Below are 16,338 nucleotides of genomic sequence, written 5' to 3'. Positions count from 1 at the left end.
TTCGAAATCTGTGCAGGACCTGTGGGAGCGGGTTTACCCGCGAATGCCCCCATCTCAAAGATCTACAGAGGAACGGCCATGGTCCTGCGTTCGGAAATCCTGGTGAACAAAAACGTCATGCCAACAGCGGAACAGGCCCTGCCTGGCCGCGAAACGCCAATGAGCCTGCCCGAGTTCCACTATGTGTTCAAAGACACGCCGCTGCTCGGCCCTTTCTTCGAAGGCGCCATCGACTTCGCCATCTTCGGCCTCGGTTGCTTCTGGGGCGCCGAGCGTCGCTTCTGGCAACGTGAAGGCGTAGTCAGCACCGTGGTCGGCTACGCAGGCGGCTTCACCCCCCACCCCACCTACGAGGAAGTGTGCTCGGGCCTGACCGGCCACACCGAAGTGGTGCTGGTGGTGTTCGACAAGGACAGAGTCAGCTACCGCGAGCTGCTGGCGATGTTCTGGGAACTGCACAACCCGACCCAGGGCATGCGCCAGGGCAACGACATCGGCACCCAGTACCGCTCGGCCATCTACTGCACCAGCCCTGAACAGCTGGAACAGGCCAAGGCCAGCCGCGACGCCTTCCAGGCCGAACTGAGCAAGGCCGGCTTCGGTGAGATCACCACCGAAATCGATCAGGCACCGACCGTGTACTTCGCCGAGGCCTACCACCAGCAGTACCTGGCCAAGAACCCGGACGGCTACTGCGGTATCGGCGGTACCGGCGTGTGCCTTCCACCGAGCCTGCAGGGTAACTGAAGCATGAGCACGATGACCCTGTTCCACTCGCCGTTGTCGCCTTTCGTGCGCAAGGTCATGGTGGTGTTGCACGAGACCGGCCAACTTGAGCGCGTGCAGCTGCAGCCGGTGAACATCAGCCCGGTCAGCGGCGACCCACAGCTCAACCAGGACAACCCGATCGGCAAGATCCCGGCCCTGCGCCTGGAAGACGGCACCGTGCTGCATGACAGCCGGGTAATCTGCGAGTACCTCGACCTGCAGCACGTCGGCCTGCCGCTGCTGCCGCGCGAAGGCTCGGCACGCTGGCGGCGCATGACGCTGGTGTCGCAGGCCGATGCCATCATGGATGCGGCGGTGTCGAGCCGCTACGAGAGTTTTCTGCGCCCTGTAGACAAGCGCTGGGATGGTTGGCTGCAGGCACAGGGCGACAAGATCCGCCGTAGCCTGGCCAATCTGGAGCAGGAGCATTTGCCCGAGTTGATGTCCGGGTTCGACCTTGCAGCGATTGGCGTGGCCTGTGCGCTGGGGTATCTGGATTTGCGCCAGCCCGAGTTTGGCTGGCGCGAGCACCAGCCTGGCTTGGCTGCGTGGTATGCCCAGGTGGCCAAGCGGCCGTCGATGGTGGCAACAGCACCGGCAGCCTGACAGGCCCATTCGCAGCACAAGGCTGCTCCTACAGGCACTCGCGCTCCCCTGTAGGAGCAGCCTTGTGCTGCGAATGCCTCACCTCGGTATCACAGGAAACAACTGCCCGATCCTGAGGGCCAACCACCGCCCGATCTCTCTGTCCTCCCTCATGCCGCCCTCCCCACCCGGGCCCAATCCAGCCGCCTGGTCAGCACCATGAATACCCCCAGCAGGCCAAAGCACAGCAACGAGCCCATCAACAGCGCATAGTCCTCGGCACTCAGCAGCCCGTACAGCAGCGCATACAACGCCGCCAACCCCACCGCAAAGCCCACCCCACGCCCCAGGCTTCGCAGCACATGGCTCAGGTAGAAGCCGATCAGCAGCACACACGCCGAAGCTGACAGCCCATACGCCAAACCAAAGCCGATGTGCTCGGACAACGACAGCAACAGCAGGTAGAAGAACGCCAGCGCCACCCCCACCAGGATGTACTGCACCGGGTGCACGCTGAGGTTCTTCAGCACTTCGAACAGGAAGAAGCCGGCGAAGGTCAGGGCGATGAACAGCAAGGCGTACTTGATCGCCCGCTCGCTCTTCAGGTACTGGTCCACCGGGTCGACGAAGCTGACGCCGAAGCTGCGCTCGCTGAAGTCCGCACACTGCCCGGCGGCAGCGCACTGGCGCAGGGCGTCTTCGAGGTTGGTGGCAAAGAACGAGGTCTGCCAGTGGGCACTAAAGCCTTGGGCGTCGATATCGCGGCGACTGGGCAGGTAGTTGCCGACGAAGCTCGGGTGCGGCCAGTTGGCACGCAGGTCCACGGCACTGGTGCGGCCCACCGGCACTACGTGCAGCTGGCCGGTGCCTTGCAGTGCCAGATCGAAACCATAGCTGAATTCACGCGCCTGCAGGCCGTCCAGCCCCGGCAGGCTGGCGTGCACGCCGCCGCGCATCCAGTCGAGCCGGGTACCGGCTTCGAACGGTACTTTCTGCTCGCCGATGCTCAGCTCAAGGCCGCTCTCGATGCCGCGGATATCGCTGATGCCCACCACCAGGAACGGCTTGTCGAAGCGGTAGTCGTCGAAATCCTTGTCGATGCCCCAGCGTTCCGGGAGCTTGAAGCGGCCACTGATACGGCCCTTGGCGTGGAACAGCCGGGCCTGGTAGATGCCACGGGCGCGCAGTTCGGTGTCCACGCCCAAGTCGGCGTCGAAGGTTTCCGGCAGGAAGTACAGGTGACCGGCAATGGTGCTGGTTTCTTGCGTGCGCTCGCCGTCCTTTTCGATCCAGCGGCGCTGGTACTTGCGGTAGGGCACCACCAGCAGCGGGCCGCTGAGTTGCTGGTCGAAGCTGGCGCTCTGGGCGATATCGCGCAGCACATTGTCGCGCAGTGCCTGGCGTTCACCGATCAGGCCGCTGATCAGCAGTAGCGGGACGAGCAGCAGCAACATCGATACGGCGATCATGCCGAGTTTGAAACCGAGGGTCTTGTTCATGGGGCCTCCTGTGGCAGTGGGCGCAGTGTCTGCGCCTTGCGTGGAGGCCTCGGGGAGATGGTGTGGAGATTGTGTGTTTTTGGGGCCGCTTTGCGGCCCATCGCGACACAAGGCCGCTCCTACAGGAGGATGCGCGCTCTTGTAGGAGCGGCCTTGTGTCGCGATGGGCTGCGCAGCAGCCCCGGCAATGTCAGCTGATACGCCGCACCGGCAGCCACAACCTCACCCGCACCCCACCATCGACGTTATCCACCGCCAACGCCCCGCCATGCAGCTGCATCACCTCGGCCACGAAATTCAGCCCCAGCCCGGTGCTCTTGCGCCCACTCCCCGGCCGCGGCAGCGAGTAGAACCGCTCGCTTACCCGCCCAATGGCATAGGCAGGTATCGCCTGCCCCTGGTTGAACACACTCAGCGCCACCCGCTCGCCATCGCGCTCCAGGTCGAACAGCAGCGCGCCGCCCTCCGGGGTGAAGTCCAACGCGTTGTCGAGCAGGTTGGCCAGCGCCTGGCGCATCAGAAACGGGTCACACAACAAGCGCAAACCAGCCGGCACCCGCTGGCGCACCTGCAAATCGGCACCTTCGATACGCGCCGCATGGGCCAACAGCAACTCGTCCACCAATGCCGCCAGCGCCACCTGCTGCTCATCCTCCAGCGCCTGCATCTGCTCGACCCGGGCCAGGTTGAGCAGGCGTTCGATCATCTGCTGCAAACGCTCGCTCTCGCGCTCGATGTTGCCGGCAAAACGCGCCCGCTGGTCAGCCGGCATATCATCGCCCTGCAACAGCTCGGAAGCGCCACGGATGGCCGCCAGTGGGCTTTTCAGCTCGTGTGTCAGGGTATGCACATACCGCTCGACATAGGCCTTGCCCTCCAGTTGCGTGCGCATGCGCTCGACCGCCTGGGCCAGGTGCGCCAGTTCGCCACCCTTGTAATGCGGCAGGGCGGCGCGCTCGCCCTCGCTGACCGCCTGGGCGTAGCGGGCCAGCCGGCGCAGCGAGCGCGCCAGCCACCACGACAACGCGGCACCGATCAGCAGGCCCAGGCCAATCAGCCCCAGGCCCAGGGTCAGCAAGCGCCGTTCTGAGCGGTCGATGTACGGTTGCAGCGAGCTGTTGGGCTTGGCCACGGTGACCACGCCGATGATCTTGCCCTCGTCGATGATCGGTGCGCCCACGTGCATCACCGAGGTGCTTTCATCGTCGGGGTCGCTGCGGGTGGAGCGGGCGCCGTACTGGCCACGCAAGGTCAGGTACACGTCATTCCACTTCGAGTAGTCCTTGCCCAGGTCCTCGCCGCTGGAGTCCAGCAGCACGGTGCCCTTGGCATCGGTGACATAGATGCGGTGGCTGACCTGGTTCTTGGCCAGGCCCCAGATCTGCGCACCCGGGCTGCGCGAGCCGTAGGCCTTGAGCACTTCGGGCAAGCGGCTCTGGTTCAGGGTGCCGGCCTTGACGTCATCGCGCAGGATCTCGGCCAGCAGGTTGGCGGTGTCCACCAGCGTTTCTTCCGAGGACTGCCGCACTACCGGACGGATCTGTTCACGCACCGTGTTGAGCAGAAAGTAGCCCGCCAGCCCGACGAACAGGAAGTACACCAGGAAGATCCGGATGCCCAGGCGCATCAGGCATGGTCCGGGCTATAGCTGTAGCCGAGGCCACGGTGGGTCTGGATCGGTTCGGCGTCGCTGGCCACCTGGCGCAGCTTGGCGCGCAGGCTCTTGATATGGCTGTCGATGGTGCGCTCGTACCCCACGTCAGAGGCCACGCCCACGGCGTCGAGCAGCTGTTCGCGGCTGAATACCCGGTGCGGTTGCTCGAGCAGGCATTGCAGCAGGCGGAATTCGTGGCGGGTAAGGGGAAGAGGCTGGCCGCGGTAGGTGATCTGCATGCGCAAGGTATCGAGCTGGAACAGCGTGGTCTCGACAGCTGGCTCGACCCTGGGGCCCATGCGCTTGAGGATCGCCCGTACCCGCGCCGCCACTTCACGCGGGCTGAAGGGTTTGACCACATAGTCGTCTGCGCCGATTTCCAGGCCCACCACCCGGTCGATTTCGCCGTCGCGGGCGCTGAGGAACATTACCGGTACTTCACTGAAGCGGCGCAGCTGACGGCAGGTTTCGAAGCCACTGATATCGGGCAGGCCGATATCGAGGATGACCAGGTCGGCCGGGCGCTGGCGCTGCTGGTCGAGGGCGGCGCTGCCCAGGGTTACCCATTCGGTGCTATGGCCGTCGGCCTGCAGGGCATAGACCAAGGTGTCGGCGATGGCGGCTTCGTCTTCGACGATGAGGATGTGGGGCATGGCGTCCGGCCTAACTGGGGGCAGACTGGACTTTTAACTTACCGGCCTCTTCGCGGGCAAGCCCGCGAAGAGGCCGGCACAGGTGGCTTGCGATCAGCAGTCAGGCTTGCCAGCGGTGAACTTCTTGGCCGGGTTGACCGCCGCCTTGAACTCGCGCAAAGCCTTGGAGCCCACCAGCAACGGGTAGTTGAAGCTGCTGCGGTCCACCAGGTTGACCTCGACGGTGCGCTTCACGTCCCCCAGGCACAGCTCCAGGTCGACCACCGGGCGCTTGGAGATTTCCGGCGCATCGCCTTCCTCTTCTTCATCGGCACGGCCCTTGATCTTGCTGATGCGCGAGACCTTGTGCTCGTACACCTTGCCGTCCGAGTCCTTGGTAGCCAGGCGGAAGCGCACCCACTCGTCGCCATCACGGGTGAACAGCTCGATGTCCTTGGCCGACAGCGACGCGGTGAAGGCACCGGTATCCATCTTGGCTTTCAGGGTTTCGCCCAGTTCGGGCAGGGCTATGTTCTCGTAACGGCCATAGATTGTGGGCTCGGCGGCCATGACCGGCAGCGCCAACAACGACAACAGGGCAAGCAGAGGTTTCACAGGCAAGCTTCCTTGAGGAGGGTCAGTGCTTAGACTGCACTGGCAGGATAGGTTCGCTGTCACAAGCCTATCCAACATAATGTGAAACATTTGTCCTCGCCGCAGGGCACTGGAAATTTGGCGTAGGCCACTGCCCTGCTTATCATTGCCAACCGTTTATCTCCCACAACAAGAGTCTCTTTATGCGTCGCCTGCTGACCGGCATCCTCACTACCACCCTGCTGCTGCTCAACACCCTGGTGTTGATCTGCCCGCTGCTGGTCTTCGCCCTGCTCAAACTGGTGCTGCCGGGGCGTGGGCGTGACTATGCCTCGTGGGCGGTGATGTGGGTGGCCGAGACCTGGTCGGAGATCGACAAGGCCATCTTTGCCCTGTGCATTCCTACCCAATGGGATATCCGCGGCGTCGAGAACCTGCGCAAGGACACTTCGTACCTGGCCGTCAGCAACCACCAGACCTGGGTCGATATTCCAGCGCTGATCGAGAGCCTCAACCGCCGTACACCGTTCTTCAAGTTCTTCCTGAAGAAGGAGCTGATCTGGGTACCACTGCTGGGCCTGGCCTGGTGGGGGCTGGACTACCCGTTCATGAAGCGCTACAGCAAGGCGTTTCTGGAAAAGCACCCCGAGCTGAAGGGCAAGGACCTGGAAATCACCAAGGCTGCTTGTGAACTGTTCAAGCGCCAGCCGGTGACCGTGGTGAACTACCTGGAAGGCACACGCTTCACTGAAGCCAAGCGTCAGCAGCAGCAATCGCCGTATCGCTACCTGCTCAAGCCCAAGGCTGGTGGCGTAGCGTTCGTGCTGGCGGCATTGGGCGAGCAACTGGATGCCTTGCTGGACGTGACCATTGTCTACCCCGGCAACAAGGCGCCGGGGTTCTGGGATTTGCTCAATGGCAGCATCAGCCGGGTGATTATCGACATTCGTGTGCGTGAACTGGACCCGATGCTGTGGGCGGGGGATTACGAGAATGATGCTGAGTTCAGGCAGACCGTGCAGGGCTGGGTGAACCAGTTGTGGGTGGAGAAGGACTTGCGGATCGAGCAGCTGCGGGTGGAGATGGGCTGAGATTTCCATTGCCTGACCAGGCCTCTTCGCGGGTAAACCCGCTCCCACAGGTACTGCGCAGTACTCAAGACCTGTGAGCCCCCTGTGGGAGCGGGTTTACCCGCGAAGAGGCCGGAACAGGCATTACAAATATCCGATTAAAAACCTGGCTAATAATCAGCATTAGGATTACTTCTTTGTCACACCCCACCTAAGTGGATAAAAATCGACCAAAGCACAACTACAAAAATGCTCTGGATCGAACGATGGCCAACCCACCCAGCTCCACCCCCGTCCAGCTCCGCCGTGTCCTCGGCCTGCCCGCCCTGGTGTTCTTCGGCCTGGTGTACATGGTCCCGCTGACCATCTTCACCACTTACGGCATCGTCACCGAACTTACTGGTGGCCGCACGGCCGGCGCCTATATCGTCACCCTGGTGGCCATGCTGTTCACCGCCACCTCCTACAGCTTCATGGTCAAACGCTTCCCGGTCGCGGGCTCGGCGTACTCCTATACCAACATGGCCTTCGGCCCGAACGTTGGCTTCCTGGCAGGCTGGTCGCTGCTGCTCGACTACCTGTTCCTGCCGATGATCAACTACCTGCTGATCGGCTTGTTCCTGAACATCGCCTTTCCGGCCATCCCCGCGTGGTCGATCGCGCTGGCCTCTATCGCCCTGGTCACGGTGCTCAACGTGGTCGGTATTCACTCTGTGGCCAAGACCAGCAACCTGATCGTCGGTGCACAGATCGTCTTCATCGTGGTGTTCGTCGCCCTGTCCTGCCAGTCCCTGGCCGGCCAACCGCTCGACCTGCTTTCGCCACTGCTGGGCGACGGTTCGCAGCCGGGCTTCGGCGCGCTGATGGCTGGTGCGGCGGTGCTGTGCCTGTCGTTCCTCGGTTTTGACGCTGTCTCGACCTTGGCCGAAGAATGCCGCGATGCCCGCCGCGATGTGCCACGGGCAATCATCCTCACCACCCTGTTCGCCGGGGTGCTGTTCACCGTGCTGGCCTATGTCAGCCAACTGGTACTGCCGGGCACCACCTTTGCCAATGCCGATGCGGCGGCCAACGAGGTGATGTTCAAGGCGGGCGGGCAGTTCCTGGCCAACTTCTTCACTGCGGCCTATGTGGCTGGCAGCTTGGGCTCGGCGCTGGCCTCGCAGGCGGCTGTGTCGCGCATTCTGTTCACCATGGGTCGTGACAAGGTGCTGCCGCAGCGAACGTTCGGCTACCTGTCACCGCGCTTTGGCACGCCGGTGTTCGCCATTCTGCTGGTTTCGGCGTTCTCGTTGCTGGCGTTGGTGATCGACCTGGCGACCCTTGCCTCGCTGATCAGCTTTGGTGCGCTGGTGGCGTTTTCGGCGGTGAACCTGGCAGTGGTGAAGACACACCTGGTGGACGATGCCTCACAGCGCAGCCTCAAAGGGCTGCTGAGCTATGGCCTGGTGCCGGTGGTGGGGTTGGGGCTGACACTGTGGCTGTGGACCAGCCTGTCGGCGCTTACCTTGGTGATTGGCCTGTGCTGGTTTGCGCTGGGTCTTGCGTACCTGGCAGTACTGACCGCCGGCTTCCGCCGCCCGGTGCGGCTGGTGGATTTTACCGAAGCGACCTGACTCGCCTTTGCGGGATACACCAATCTCATGGCCTGCGCTGGCCTTTGTAGGAGCGACCTTGTGTCGCGAAAGGGCTGCAGAGCAGCCCCGGCTATATCTACATCGATGCTGAAATAGGGGGGCCGCTTTGCGGCCCTCTCGCGACACAAGGCCGCTCCTACAGGTACAGCGTCAGCCTTCAAGGCTGTGATGCTGGCAAAACCCTCAGACCGAAGGTCGAGTCAACGGAGCAGGAGTGGTCCACAAACTCCCCAGGTTCTGCAACAACGACCCAGCAATCCCCTGCTGCCCCAGGTACTGCAGCAGCAACGGCGCAAACTGCCCGATCATCCCGGTATCCATCCCCAGCGCCTTGAACGCATTGTCCAGATCGCTGCGGTTTTCCACATTGTTGCCCAGCGCATTGCTCAAGGCCGACTGGCTCTCGCTGTTCTTGCCCAGCAGCTCACCCAGGCCACTCAAGCCACTCAAGCCACCCAGCACATTGGCCCCGGCAAGCAGGTCCAGCCCTGGCACGGCCTTGGTCAACTGGCCGTAGTCGTCGCTGCTCAGGTTGTTGCGCGCCAACCCAAGCATGGCCCCTGCCCCGCCCACGGCTTGCTCCGGGGTGATATTCAATTGGCTGCCCAAGGTATTGAGCAGGTTTGCCTGCGCCTCGGGTGCCTGTAACTGGCCTTGCTGGCTCTGATTCTGGTTCTGCATGGCCGACACGGCGTTGGCGGCGTCGCTGAGGTTGAAGGCGAACACCGGGCTTGCGGCCAGGGTCATCAGGGTTGCCAGGGTGAATGCTCTCATCGGGAGGGGACCTCGTCGGCCGGGATGGCGTGGGAAACGAAGGGTTTGACAAAACATTTGAAGGTTTGTTCCTGACCATTAATTACCTAGTAAAACTGCTAGTTGCTGGCACTAGCAAGAATGCGCAGAGTTAGCCATAAAGCACTCTCTGAGATAGAACGTCATGACTACCAGTTCGAAATGCATAAACGGACAGGCTCCCTCCGAGTCTATGAGGAGGCTGAAAAGGATAGCCAATGGCGGAGCCCTTCATTTCTATAAAAGTCATCACGTAACAACAGAGATATCTGCACAAGGCACTCGTCATGTACTGTGGGCACAAGACATACCAGTAGCTCAAGGCGACCAGAGGACGTCGGTCAAAATTCTAAAAAGCGACCGCACCAACTCCATTCTCGGCACACCTACAGAATCAATGGCTTATTCACCTTACGGATATCTGGATAGCAACAAGGCGACAACACTACTTTCGTTCAATGGGCAATGGTTTGACCACGTAATTAAAGGGTATCCGCTAGGTAACGGATACAGAGCATTGAGTACAGTCTTGCATCGCTTTCTTAACCCAGACTCTTTCAGCCCTTTTGGCATAGGCGGACTAAATGCATACATCTACTGCCTTGGAGACCCGGTGAACTTTAATGATCCTTCTGGCCACGTTCCACATTTTATGCGCAGCGTTGCAAAAGGCATAGCAAACAGGCTGCATCTTAGAACGCCCTCGGCCAGACGTACACAAAGCCCACCCCAGTTGGCAGAAACGCAAGCTAACATGGTTTCTCGCTCACGGAGCCAAAGCTCAGAGACAATTGGAATCCAACTAACTCCTGTAGACACACCTCGCTCATCTTTCACTGTATTTGACGACACGCGCGCCCCCCACCCGATAGATGGACGGAATAAGTTACCTCTACCGACATACGCTGAAACTAAAGGCGAACCACCAGATTATGAGACTGCGATAGCGCGCATGCAGTCTCCCCCATCAAGAACGCCCAGCATAGGCTCCCAACATTCACTCGACACCGTTGAGCTAACACCACAAGAAAGACGGGAACGGATCCGCCAGCTAGCAGATCAAACATCTATGCAAGGTATTAGGGGGCCTAGTGGGCGTCGCGGCGCAATCCTGCTAACGAATCTTTAAAAACAGTTCAGGGAATTGCGAAAATCACGATAGATGATCGTAAATGCCAGTTAGCAGATTGTAGACATCACCTGAAAACTGCTCGATGCGAGAGCTGTCCACCTCGGTTCGACCGATGCGGATGCTCTGTTTTTTGCTCCTATCAATAGCATTCAGCGTCCGCAGTCCAGGCCATTGCGGCGATCTGGGTTGCGTCCTAGTCTCAGGCGGTGCTGCAAATCAGCGATCGACTTTGACAGGCCGACATAAATAGATACGTTATGGCTTGCCTCAATGGTGGCTGTGCGTGGGGCACCTTGTGTGCGCCGGGTTCACTCTGTCGACCCGCGTACAGCTGCCACCCATTTGTTTGACAGCAGCGGGGGTCGGCAGAACCGACAGAGGGTTACACCATGCTGAAAACTGTCTCTGATCCGCCCCATAATCCCCACTCCCTTGAAGACGGCATCCTCCAGACCACACTGATCAATTCCGATGGTTTCACTTTTAAAGCAGATACCCAGATACTCAAAGGAGTCGGCCCCTAATCACCCGCTACCTGATAAAACTGCTGGCCGCCGGTGATAGGGCCAGCACTACGCGTCCTAAAATTTCAGACTGAAGGCTGAACCAAAGGCGCCGGCTTTGCCCACAGTGAAGGAAGAGACGACACCGCACAGTCAGCTTTCCCTCAGCCTTTGCTGGAACGCTTGGATATCGCGCGCCATTTGCTCTTCCAGAGTTATAAACCTGCCAAAATCTGTAGGCTCGCCTGGACTTGAAACTCGCTTGAACGTAAGCAAGTGGTGCGCCGCCCTGGGAATCCTAAGTTCATTTATACCTTTGCTCCGTACCACTCCCCGTGAGGATTCTTTCTGAACCCCTTCAAAATCAACTGCACTTACCGCTAACACAGTACCTTTTTTCTTTAAACGTGCATAGTTGAGCGCATTCTCGTACGTATCGGTCACAAACAATGTGCCAGTTGGGCTTTTAAAACCTTCATTCAAAATTTTCCTTGCTGCGGCCTTACTTGTACCATGATAACCAATCCGGACGTTTTGGTCTGCCTGCTTTCCGCCAGGACTTTTAGAGGACCAATGAAGACTCCTAAAAAATTTGAAAATCCGCGCATGACCTGTCGGATCGATAAAGTTTACAGGGTCACCAATGCAGTACACGTACGAATTCGCTCCCCCTCTACCAAATGGGCTCAAGTTATCCGGACTGGTAAATCGCATCAGACTGGGACTATACGCACGATATCCATTACCTAATAAGTAACAAACTGCGATTTCATCAAATCGCTCACCACTGAACCCGAGCAAAGCATCTTTTAAATTTTCTAAGGATCCACAACCATAGGGCGCGTAGGCGACTCCAAATTTCGCTCCATATTTCGGCACACGCGAAACAGATAATTTTTCATCATGATAAAGCAGTCCTATCTCGTATCGACCGTCATGAATTTCACGCTGGGCAAGCACGCCGTGCTCGAACCTATAAATCGATTGCCATTTATAGCCTTGGTTTTTTGCATGTAGATTATCACCTTGATAGAAATACTGAGCGAAGGCTAGTTCCAACTTGGCATCATATTCCTCAGGCATCCCTTGTTCAGGTACAGGTTCAATAGGCATAGTTATCACCTCCAGCAGCATGATCACCTCTATCCATACACTCGCTCATTCAGGTTATGCCGTCTACTAGCAAAAATATCAGTTGATGGCGCTACTCACAGTGCAATCGGACATTTCCTCAGAGAACGGCCAAAGAGCCATGTCGTTCCAGAAAAGCAACTGTCAAATTTGCCAGTAGCAGAATCAACATACATGAAGTTAGTCTAATTTATACTTCCGCGACTCCGCCATCGTACCGCCAAGCACCACGAGGCTAGCTTAATCAATTTATTGGAGGACTATCATGGCACACCTCTTCTACCGAAGCGGTCATCTCATCACTTTAAAAATAGGCGATTATTACCGCTCGACTTTCCGGTCCGCCAAACATATTTTCGCTGAATCCTCTACTGATAGCGCCCGAAAACGTGAACTGTTAGCGACAGATACGAAAAACTCAATAATGTACGCCCATGACAGCGTAAAAAAAGAAGAGTATGCATATGCCGCTTTTGGGCATTCGAGAAACCTACCGTCCAAACGGACGTTGCAAGGATTCAATGGCGAATTCATAGATATACTATTAGGAGTCTATCACCTTGGATTGGCGTATAGGGCATACTCCCCGGATCTAATGCGCTTTCAATCACCTGATAGTCTCAGCCCCTTTGGAAAGGGTGGAACGAACTGTTACGCATATTGCGGCGGAGATCCAGTCAACTATACAGACCCGACAGGTCATGCACTCGTACATTTGAAAAATGGCCAGACCATGAGGGTAGGCAAGAACTCTGCCGTGGCGCTTCCTCATAAATTCAAGCCCTCCACGCTCACGCGTACCACCTCGCATGCCAGTGCATTGCGTCCAAATGCCCCACGCTACTCTGCCACACCTGAAAATCACTTTGGTAAAATAACAAAGCCCGATATATTCGAGGCCATTATTAGCAATCTATTCTACCAAGAGGCAGCCGCACTCTCAAATACATCTAGATCCATCAATAGCTATACAGCCCCAATCATTCAAAGATACATAAAAGCAATAACCGCAAACAATCAAACAATGAGCGCTGCGAGGGCGGGAACACTCTCCGGCGTACCGGGCAATTTCAGCAGAAGCGCTGTAGCTAGGCTTGATCTATTAGAAGATATAAACAGCATAGGAGTTCATGGCGGTGCAAGCAATTATTTGAGACTGATCAGAGATGGCCGACAGCAAGCTCGTCGAGACGCCTGGAGAGAGCGACCTGGCAGGCTTGAGGACCTCATCTTCGATGCTGATTAAAACATGAGGGCGAACACTTCAAAGTCGCCCTCTACAAGCGGCTTTGAATGTTCAATACATTTCTCAGATTTATTGTATTCGTCCAGCCAATAGATCTTCCTGCCGCAACCGCCGAAGGCCATGGTGTCCACCAAATTTGAATGGACTTCGGTTGTACGATCAGGAAGCCGTAGCGGTATGTGCGGGATATGACCATTGACGGACTGATAGACAACAAGCCGCAGTTGCTTTGGGCTTCACATTACCTGAGCGCGTTGGCCAAGGCGCTGATGGATGATGCCCAGTTGGGGATGATGCGCTGAGCCTTGTATAGCTTGGCCGGTTAACGCGCTCCTACAGGGGGCAGTGCAGGCTTGAGATCAGTGCAACAGCCACAAAAAAGCCCCTCGATTCGAGGGGCTCTTGTTAATCGGCGCTGATTACGCCGCCCCCCACATCTTGTGCGGGTCAATCACGAACTTCTTCGGCACACCCGCATCGAACTCGCCATAACCTTCCGGCGCCTGGTCGAGGTTGATCACCTGCACACCCACCACTTCGGCAATGTTGATACGGTCCCACATGATCGCCTGCATCAGTTGGCGGTTGTACTTCATGGTCGGGGTCTGGCCGGTGTGGAAGCTGTGCGATTTCGCCCAGCCCAGGCCGAAGCGGATGCTCAGCGCGCCGATCTTGGCAGCAGCATCCACTGCACCCGGGTCTTCGGTCACGTACAGGCCCGGGATACCGATGTTGCCGGCAACGCGGGTAACCTGCATCAGCGAGTTCAGCACGGTGGCCGGCGCTTCATGCTTGGCACCTTCGTGGCCATGGCCGCGGGCCTCGAAGCCAACGGCGTCGATGGCGCAGTCCACTTCAGGCTCGCCGAGGATATCGACGATCTGCTCGTGCAGCGGGGTGTCCTTGGACAGGTCGACCACTTCGAAGCCCTGGGACTTGGCGTGAGCCAGACGGGCCTGGTTGAGGTCGCCGACGATGACGCAAGCAGCACCCAGCAGGCGCGCCGAGGCAGCGGCAGCCAGACCGACCGGGCCGGCGCCAGCAACGTAGACGGTGCTGCCCGGGCCAACGCCGGCAGTCACGGCACCGTGGTAGCCGGTCGGCAGGATGTCGGAGAGACAGGTCAGGTCACGGATCTTTTCCATGGCCTTGTCGCGCTCGGGCAGCTTCAGCAGGTTGAAGTCGGCGTACGGCACCAGCACGTATTCGGCCTGGCCGCCGGTCCAGTCGCCCATGTCGACGTAACCGTAGGCACCGCCAGCGCGGGCAGGGTTGACGGTGAGGCAGACACCGGTGTGCATTTCCTTGCAGGAGCGGCAGCGGCCACAGGCGACGTTGAATGGCACCGAGACCAGGTCGCCAATCTGCATGCGCTCGACGTCACGGCCCTTCTCGACGATCTCGCCGGTGATTTCGTGGCCCAGTACCAGGCCGACCTGGGCAGTGGTGCGGCCACGGACCATGTGCTGGTCGGAGCCGCAGATGTTGGTGGAGACCACCTTCAGGATCACGCCGTGCTCGATCTTCTTGCCGCGTGGGTCCTGCATTTTCGGGTAGTCGATCTTCTGCACCTCGACCTTGCCGGCGCCGAGATATACCACTCCACGATTGCCAGACATGCTCTTACCTCGCTTGATTTATATTTATGCAGCGGTGGTTGAACGCGCCGCCATCCGTGGGCGGCATGTGTTACTGGAATGCAGGGAATTGTGGGCCTGATGGGGCCGGATGCGCTGACTGGAAACGACAGGCAAATGCCTCTGAACGGCAATCGGCCAGGTGGTGGTCGCGCGCTTGCGCAGGACGATGAATATCTACCGCAATACGTTGGCGGCCGGGTGTTTCGATAGGGATGCAGCAACCCATCGTCCATCAAACTGGAGAACCACCATGACAGATATTGAACGCCCTGAAGACGCCTTCTGGCCCTACTGGGTCGAGGCTGCCAAGCAGCAGGGCTTCGACCCAGACATCGAAGCAGCATTGTTCGGCAAACAGCGGTACTTTCTGGACGCCGATAAGATCTTCTATTACGCGGCTTATGGTCCCGGCTACGACTTCGACGAAGAAGCCGAAGACATGGATCTTCACGAGTTCAAAGCAGACTGGGTGGACCTCGACGGCGATCCAATCCCAGGTAACAAACTGGGTGCGGACATGCGCCAGAAGTTCATTACAGCCATCCGCGAAACCCTGAAAGCCCATGCCCGCGATAAAAGCTAGACGCGGTCAGAGCACCACAGTCCTGTTCGCATTGAGGAACACTCGTCGCTCGATGTGATACCCCACCGCTCGCGCCAAGGTCAGGCACTCGATGTCGCGCCCTTTGGCAATCAGGTCTTCGGGGTAATGACTGTGGTCGACCACCTCCACGCCCTGGGCGATGATCGGGCCTTCGTCCAGGTCGTTGTTGATGTAGTGCGCCGTAGCGCCAACCATCTTCACGCCCTTGTTGTACGCCTGGTGATAAGGCTTGGCACCCTTGAACCCTGGCAGCAACGAGTGGTGAATGTTGATCGCCCAACCATCCAGGCGCCGGCACAGCTCCGGTGACAGCACCTGCATGTAGCGCGCAAGAATCACCAGTTCGGCACCGGTTTCCTCGATCACCTGAAGTACCTTGCGCTCTTGCCCGGGCTTGTCCTTGGGGTCGAGGGCAAAGTGGTAGTAAGGAATCTTGTGCCAGTGTGCCAGGGGTTCGAGATCAGGGTGGTTGGACACCACCGCGACCACGTCCATGGCCAGCTGACCGATACGCTGGCGATACAGCAGGTCGTTAAGGCAGTGGTCGGCCTTGGACACCATGATCACCACCTTGGGGCGATGGTTAGGTGCGGTCAGCTCGAAGGTCATGCCGAACGCCTCGCTGCGCTCGGCAAGGCCGGCCCGAAAGCCGGCTTCGTCGAAATCATCCGGCTGGCGGAACTCCACGCGAATGAAGAAACGCCCCGACAGCCGGTCATCGAAGGAGTGGTGCTCCGTCACGTAGCAGCGCTGCTCGAAGAGGTAACGCGTCACCACGTCGACGGTGCCGAGCATGCTCGGGCAGTCGGCGGTGAGAATCCAGGTATCCGGTGCCCGACTCATGTTCTGTT

The 16,338-nt window shown here is 58.8% G+C and carries 15 protein-coding genes and 1 pseudogene; 8 read left to right on the top strand and 8 right to left on the bottom strand.

Annotated features, from left to right (window positions below; genetic code table 11):
* The first annotated feature begins 78 nt into the window (after positions 1-78).
* Both msrA and RR51_RS08585 read left to right on the top strand, forming a co-directional pair.
* The gene (gene msrA / locus RR51_RS08590) at positions 79-747 is read left to right on the top strand and encodes a peptide-methionine (S)-S-oxide reductase MsrA (protein WP_003257532.1); all 669 of its coding nucleotides are present in this window, start codon (positions 79-81) and stop codon (positions 745-747) included.
* 3 nt (positions 748-750) lie between these two features.
* Positions 751-1,374, top strand: a complete 624-nt coding sequence (locus RR51_RS08585) for a glutathione S-transferase (RefSeq protein WP_039613205.1) — start codon at positions 751-753, stop codon at positions 1,372-1,374.
* A gap of 149 nt (positions 1,375-1,523) precedes the next feature.
* Here the strand turns inward: RR51_RS08585 and creD are convergent, their stop codons facing one another.
* The 4 genes from creD to rloA2 form a co-directional block, all read right to left on the bottom strand.
* Positions 1,524-2,852, bottom strand: coding sequence for a cell envelope integrity protein CreD (gene creD, locus RR51_RS08580; protein WP_039613204.1), 1,329 nt, complete (start codon positions 2,850-2,852; stop codon positions 1,524-1,526).
* A gap of 190 nt (positions 2,853-3,042) precedes the next feature.
* Positions 3,043-4,479: a two-component system sensor histidine kinase CreC gene (creC, locus tag RR51_RS08575; RefSeq protein WP_039613203.1), complete on the bottom strand. Its 1,437-nt coding sequence runs from the start codon at positions 4,477-4,479 to the stop codon at positions 3,043-3,045.
* On the bottom strand, positions 4,479-5,159 hold the full coding sequence (creB, locus tag RR51_RS08570; protein WP_039613202.1) for a two-component system response regulator CreB: 681 nt from the start codon (positions 5,157-5,159) through the stop codon (positions 4,479-4,481). The genes creC and creB overlap by 1 nt, the downstream gene beginning before the upstream one ends.
* A 93-nt stretch (positions 5,160-5,252) precedes the next feature.
* The gene (rloA2, locus tag RR51_RS08565; protein WP_003257529.1) at positions 5,253-5,753 is read right to left on the bottom strand and encodes a retropepsin-like aspartic peptidase RloA2; all 501 of its coding nucleotides are present in this window, start codon (positions 5,751-5,753) and stop codon (positions 5,253-5,255) included.
* Between the two features lie 182 nt (positions 5,754-5,935).
* Between rloA2 and RR51_RS08560 the strand changes: the two genes are divergently transcribed.
* A complete protein-coding gene (locus RR51_RS08560) occupies positions 5,936-6,823 on the top strand; it encodes an acyltransferase (RefSeq protein ID WP_039613201.1) in 888 nt (295 codons plus the stop codon).
* A gap of 245 nt (positions 6,824-7,068) precedes the next feature.
* Entirely contained in the window at positions 7,069-8,418 is a 1,350-nt protein-coding gene (locus RR51_RS08555; RefSeq protein ID WP_039613200.1) for an APC family permease, read from the top strand.
* A 204-nt stretch (positions 8,419-8,622) separates the two neighbouring features.
* On the opposite strand, the gene RR51_RS08550 is transcribed toward RR51_RS08555, so the two are convergent.
* The gene (locus RR51_RS08550; protein ID WP_039613199.1) at positions 8,623-9,213 is read right to left on the bottom strand and encodes a DUF2780 domain-containing protein; all 591 of its coding nucleotides are present in this window, start codon (positions 9,211-9,213) and stop codon (positions 8,623-8,625) included.
* 163 nt (positions 9,214-9,376) lie between these two features.
* On the opposite strand from RR51_RS08550, the gene RR51_RS29025 reads away from it, so the two are divergent.
* A complete protein-coding gene (locus RR51_RS29025; RefSeq protein ID WP_082044670.1) occupies positions 9,377-10,360 on the top strand; it encodes an RHS repeat-associated core domain-containing protein in 984 nt (327 codons plus the stop codon).
* Between the two features lie 659 nt (positions 10,361-11,019).
* Here RR51_RS29025 and RR51_RS29020 read toward each other — a convergent pair.
* Entirely contained in the window at positions 11,020-12,000 is a 981-nt protein-coding gene (locus RR51_RS29020; protein ID WP_082044669.1) for an RHS repeat-associated core domain-containing protein, read from the bottom strand.
* Between the two features lie 262 nt (positions 12,001-12,262).
* Between RR51_RS29020 and RR51_RS29015 the strand changes: the two genes are divergently transcribed.
* A complete protein-coding gene (locus tag RR51_RS29015; protein WP_082044668.1) occupies positions 12,263-13,243 on the top strand; it encodes an RHS repeat-associated core domain-containing protein in 981 nt (326 codons plus the stop codon).
* 176 nt (positions 13,244-13,419) lie between these two features.
* Positions 13,420-13,545 (top strand): annotated as a pseudogene (locus RR51_RS30195) (DUF3077 domain-containing protein); the annotation flags it as partial.
* 117 nt (positions 13,546-13,662) lie between these two features.
* Here the strand turns inward: RR51_RS30195 and fdhA are convergent.
* A complete protein-coding gene (gene fdhA / locus RR51_RS08545; RefSeq protein WP_039613198.1) occupies positions 13,663-14,862 on the bottom strand; it encodes a formaldehyde dehydrogenase, glutathione-independent in 1,200 nt (399 codons plus the stop codon).
* Between the two features lie 271 nt (positions 14,863-15,133).
* Here fdhA and RR51_RS08540 point away from each other — a divergent pair, with 271 nt between their 5' ends.
* Positions 15,134-15,466: a hypothetical protein gene (locus RR51_RS08540; RefSeq protein WP_039613197.1), complete on the top strand. Its 333-nt coding sequence runs from the start codon at positions 15,134-15,136 to the stop codon at positions 15,464-15,466.
* Between the two features lie 6 nt (positions 15,467-15,472).
* Here RR51_RS08540 and purU read toward each other — a convergent pair whose 3' ends face one another.
* Positions 15,473-16,330, bottom strand: a complete 858-nt coding sequence (gene purU / locus RR51_RS08535; RefSeq protein ID WP_013970522.1) for a formyltetrahydrofolate deformylase — start codon at positions 16,328-16,330, stop codon at positions 15,473-15,475.
* Between the last annotated feature and the right edge of the window lie 8 nt (positions 16,331-16,338).

Source organism: Pseudomonas sp. C5pp, from assembly GCF_000814065.1.
In the GTDB taxonomy this organism is placed as follows: domain Bacteria; phylum Pseudomonadota; class Gammaproteobacteria; order Pseudomonadales; family Pseudomonadaceae; genus Aquipseudomonas; species Aquipseudomonas asiatica.
Note: the sequence above shows the minus strand (reverse complement) of the source record. Positions and strands in the feature narration are given on the sequence as shown.

What these genes read in the sequence shown, in the direction of transcription:
- purU (WP_013970522.1), bottom strand. Translation starts at nt 16,330, where the DNA reads ATGAGTCGGGCACCGGATACCTGGATTCTCACCGCCGACTGCCCGAGC.
- RR51_RS08555 (WP_039613200.1), top strand. Translation starts at nt 7,069, where the DNA reads ATGGCCAACCCACCCAGCTCCACCCCCGTCCAGCTCCGCCGTGTCCTC.
- RR51_RS29025 (WP_082044670.1), top strand. Translation starts at nt 9,377, where the DNA reads ATGACTACCAGTTCGAAATGCATAAACGGACAGGCTCCCTCCGAGTCT.
- msrA (WP_003257532.1), top strand. Translation starts at nt 79, where the DNA reads ATGGTCCTGCGTTCGGAAATCCTGGTGAACAAAAACGTCATGCCAACA.
- creD (WP_039613204.1), bottom strand. Translation starts at nt 2,852, where the DNA reads ATGAACAAGACCCTCGGTTTCAAACTCGGCATGATCGCCGTATCGATG.
- creB (WP_039613202.1), bottom strand. Translation starts at nt 5,159, where the DNA reads ATGCCCCACATCCTCATCGTCGAAGACGAAGCCGCCATCGCCGACACC.
- RR51_RS08560 (WP_039613201.1), top strand. Translation starts at nt 5,936, where the DNA reads ATGCGTCGCCTGCTGACCGGCATCCTCACTACCACCCTGCTGCTGCTC.
- RR51_RS29015 (WP_082044668.1), top strand. Translation starts at nt 12,263, where the DNA reads ATGGCACACCTCTTCTACCGAAGCGGTCATCTCATCACTTTAAAAATA.
- RR51_RS08550 (WP_039613199.1), bottom strand. Translation starts at nt 9,213, where the DNA reads ATGAGAGCATTCACCCTGGCAACCCTGATGACCCTGGCCGCAAGCCCG.
- fdhA (WP_039613198.1), bottom strand. Translation starts at nt 14,862, where the DNA reads ATGTCTGGCAATCGTGGAGTGGTATATCTCGGCGCCGGCAAGGTCGAG.
- RR51_RS29020 (WP_082044669.1), bottom strand. Translation starts at nt 12,000, where the DNA reads ATGCTGCTGGAGGTGATAACTATGCCTATTGAACCTGTACCTGAACAA.
- creC (WP_039613203.1), bottom strand. Translation starts at nt 4,479, where the DNA reads ATGCGCCTGGGCATCCGGATCTTCCTGGTGTACTTCCTGTTCGTCGGG.
- RR51_RS08585 (WP_039613205.1), top strand. Translation starts at nt 751, where the DNA reads ATGAGCACGATGACCCTGTTCCACTCGCCGTTGTCGCCTTTCGTGCGC.
- RR51_RS08540 (WP_039613197.1), top strand. Translation starts at nt 15,134, where the DNA reads ATGACAGATATTGAACGCCCTGAAGACGCCTTCTGGCCCTACTGGGTC.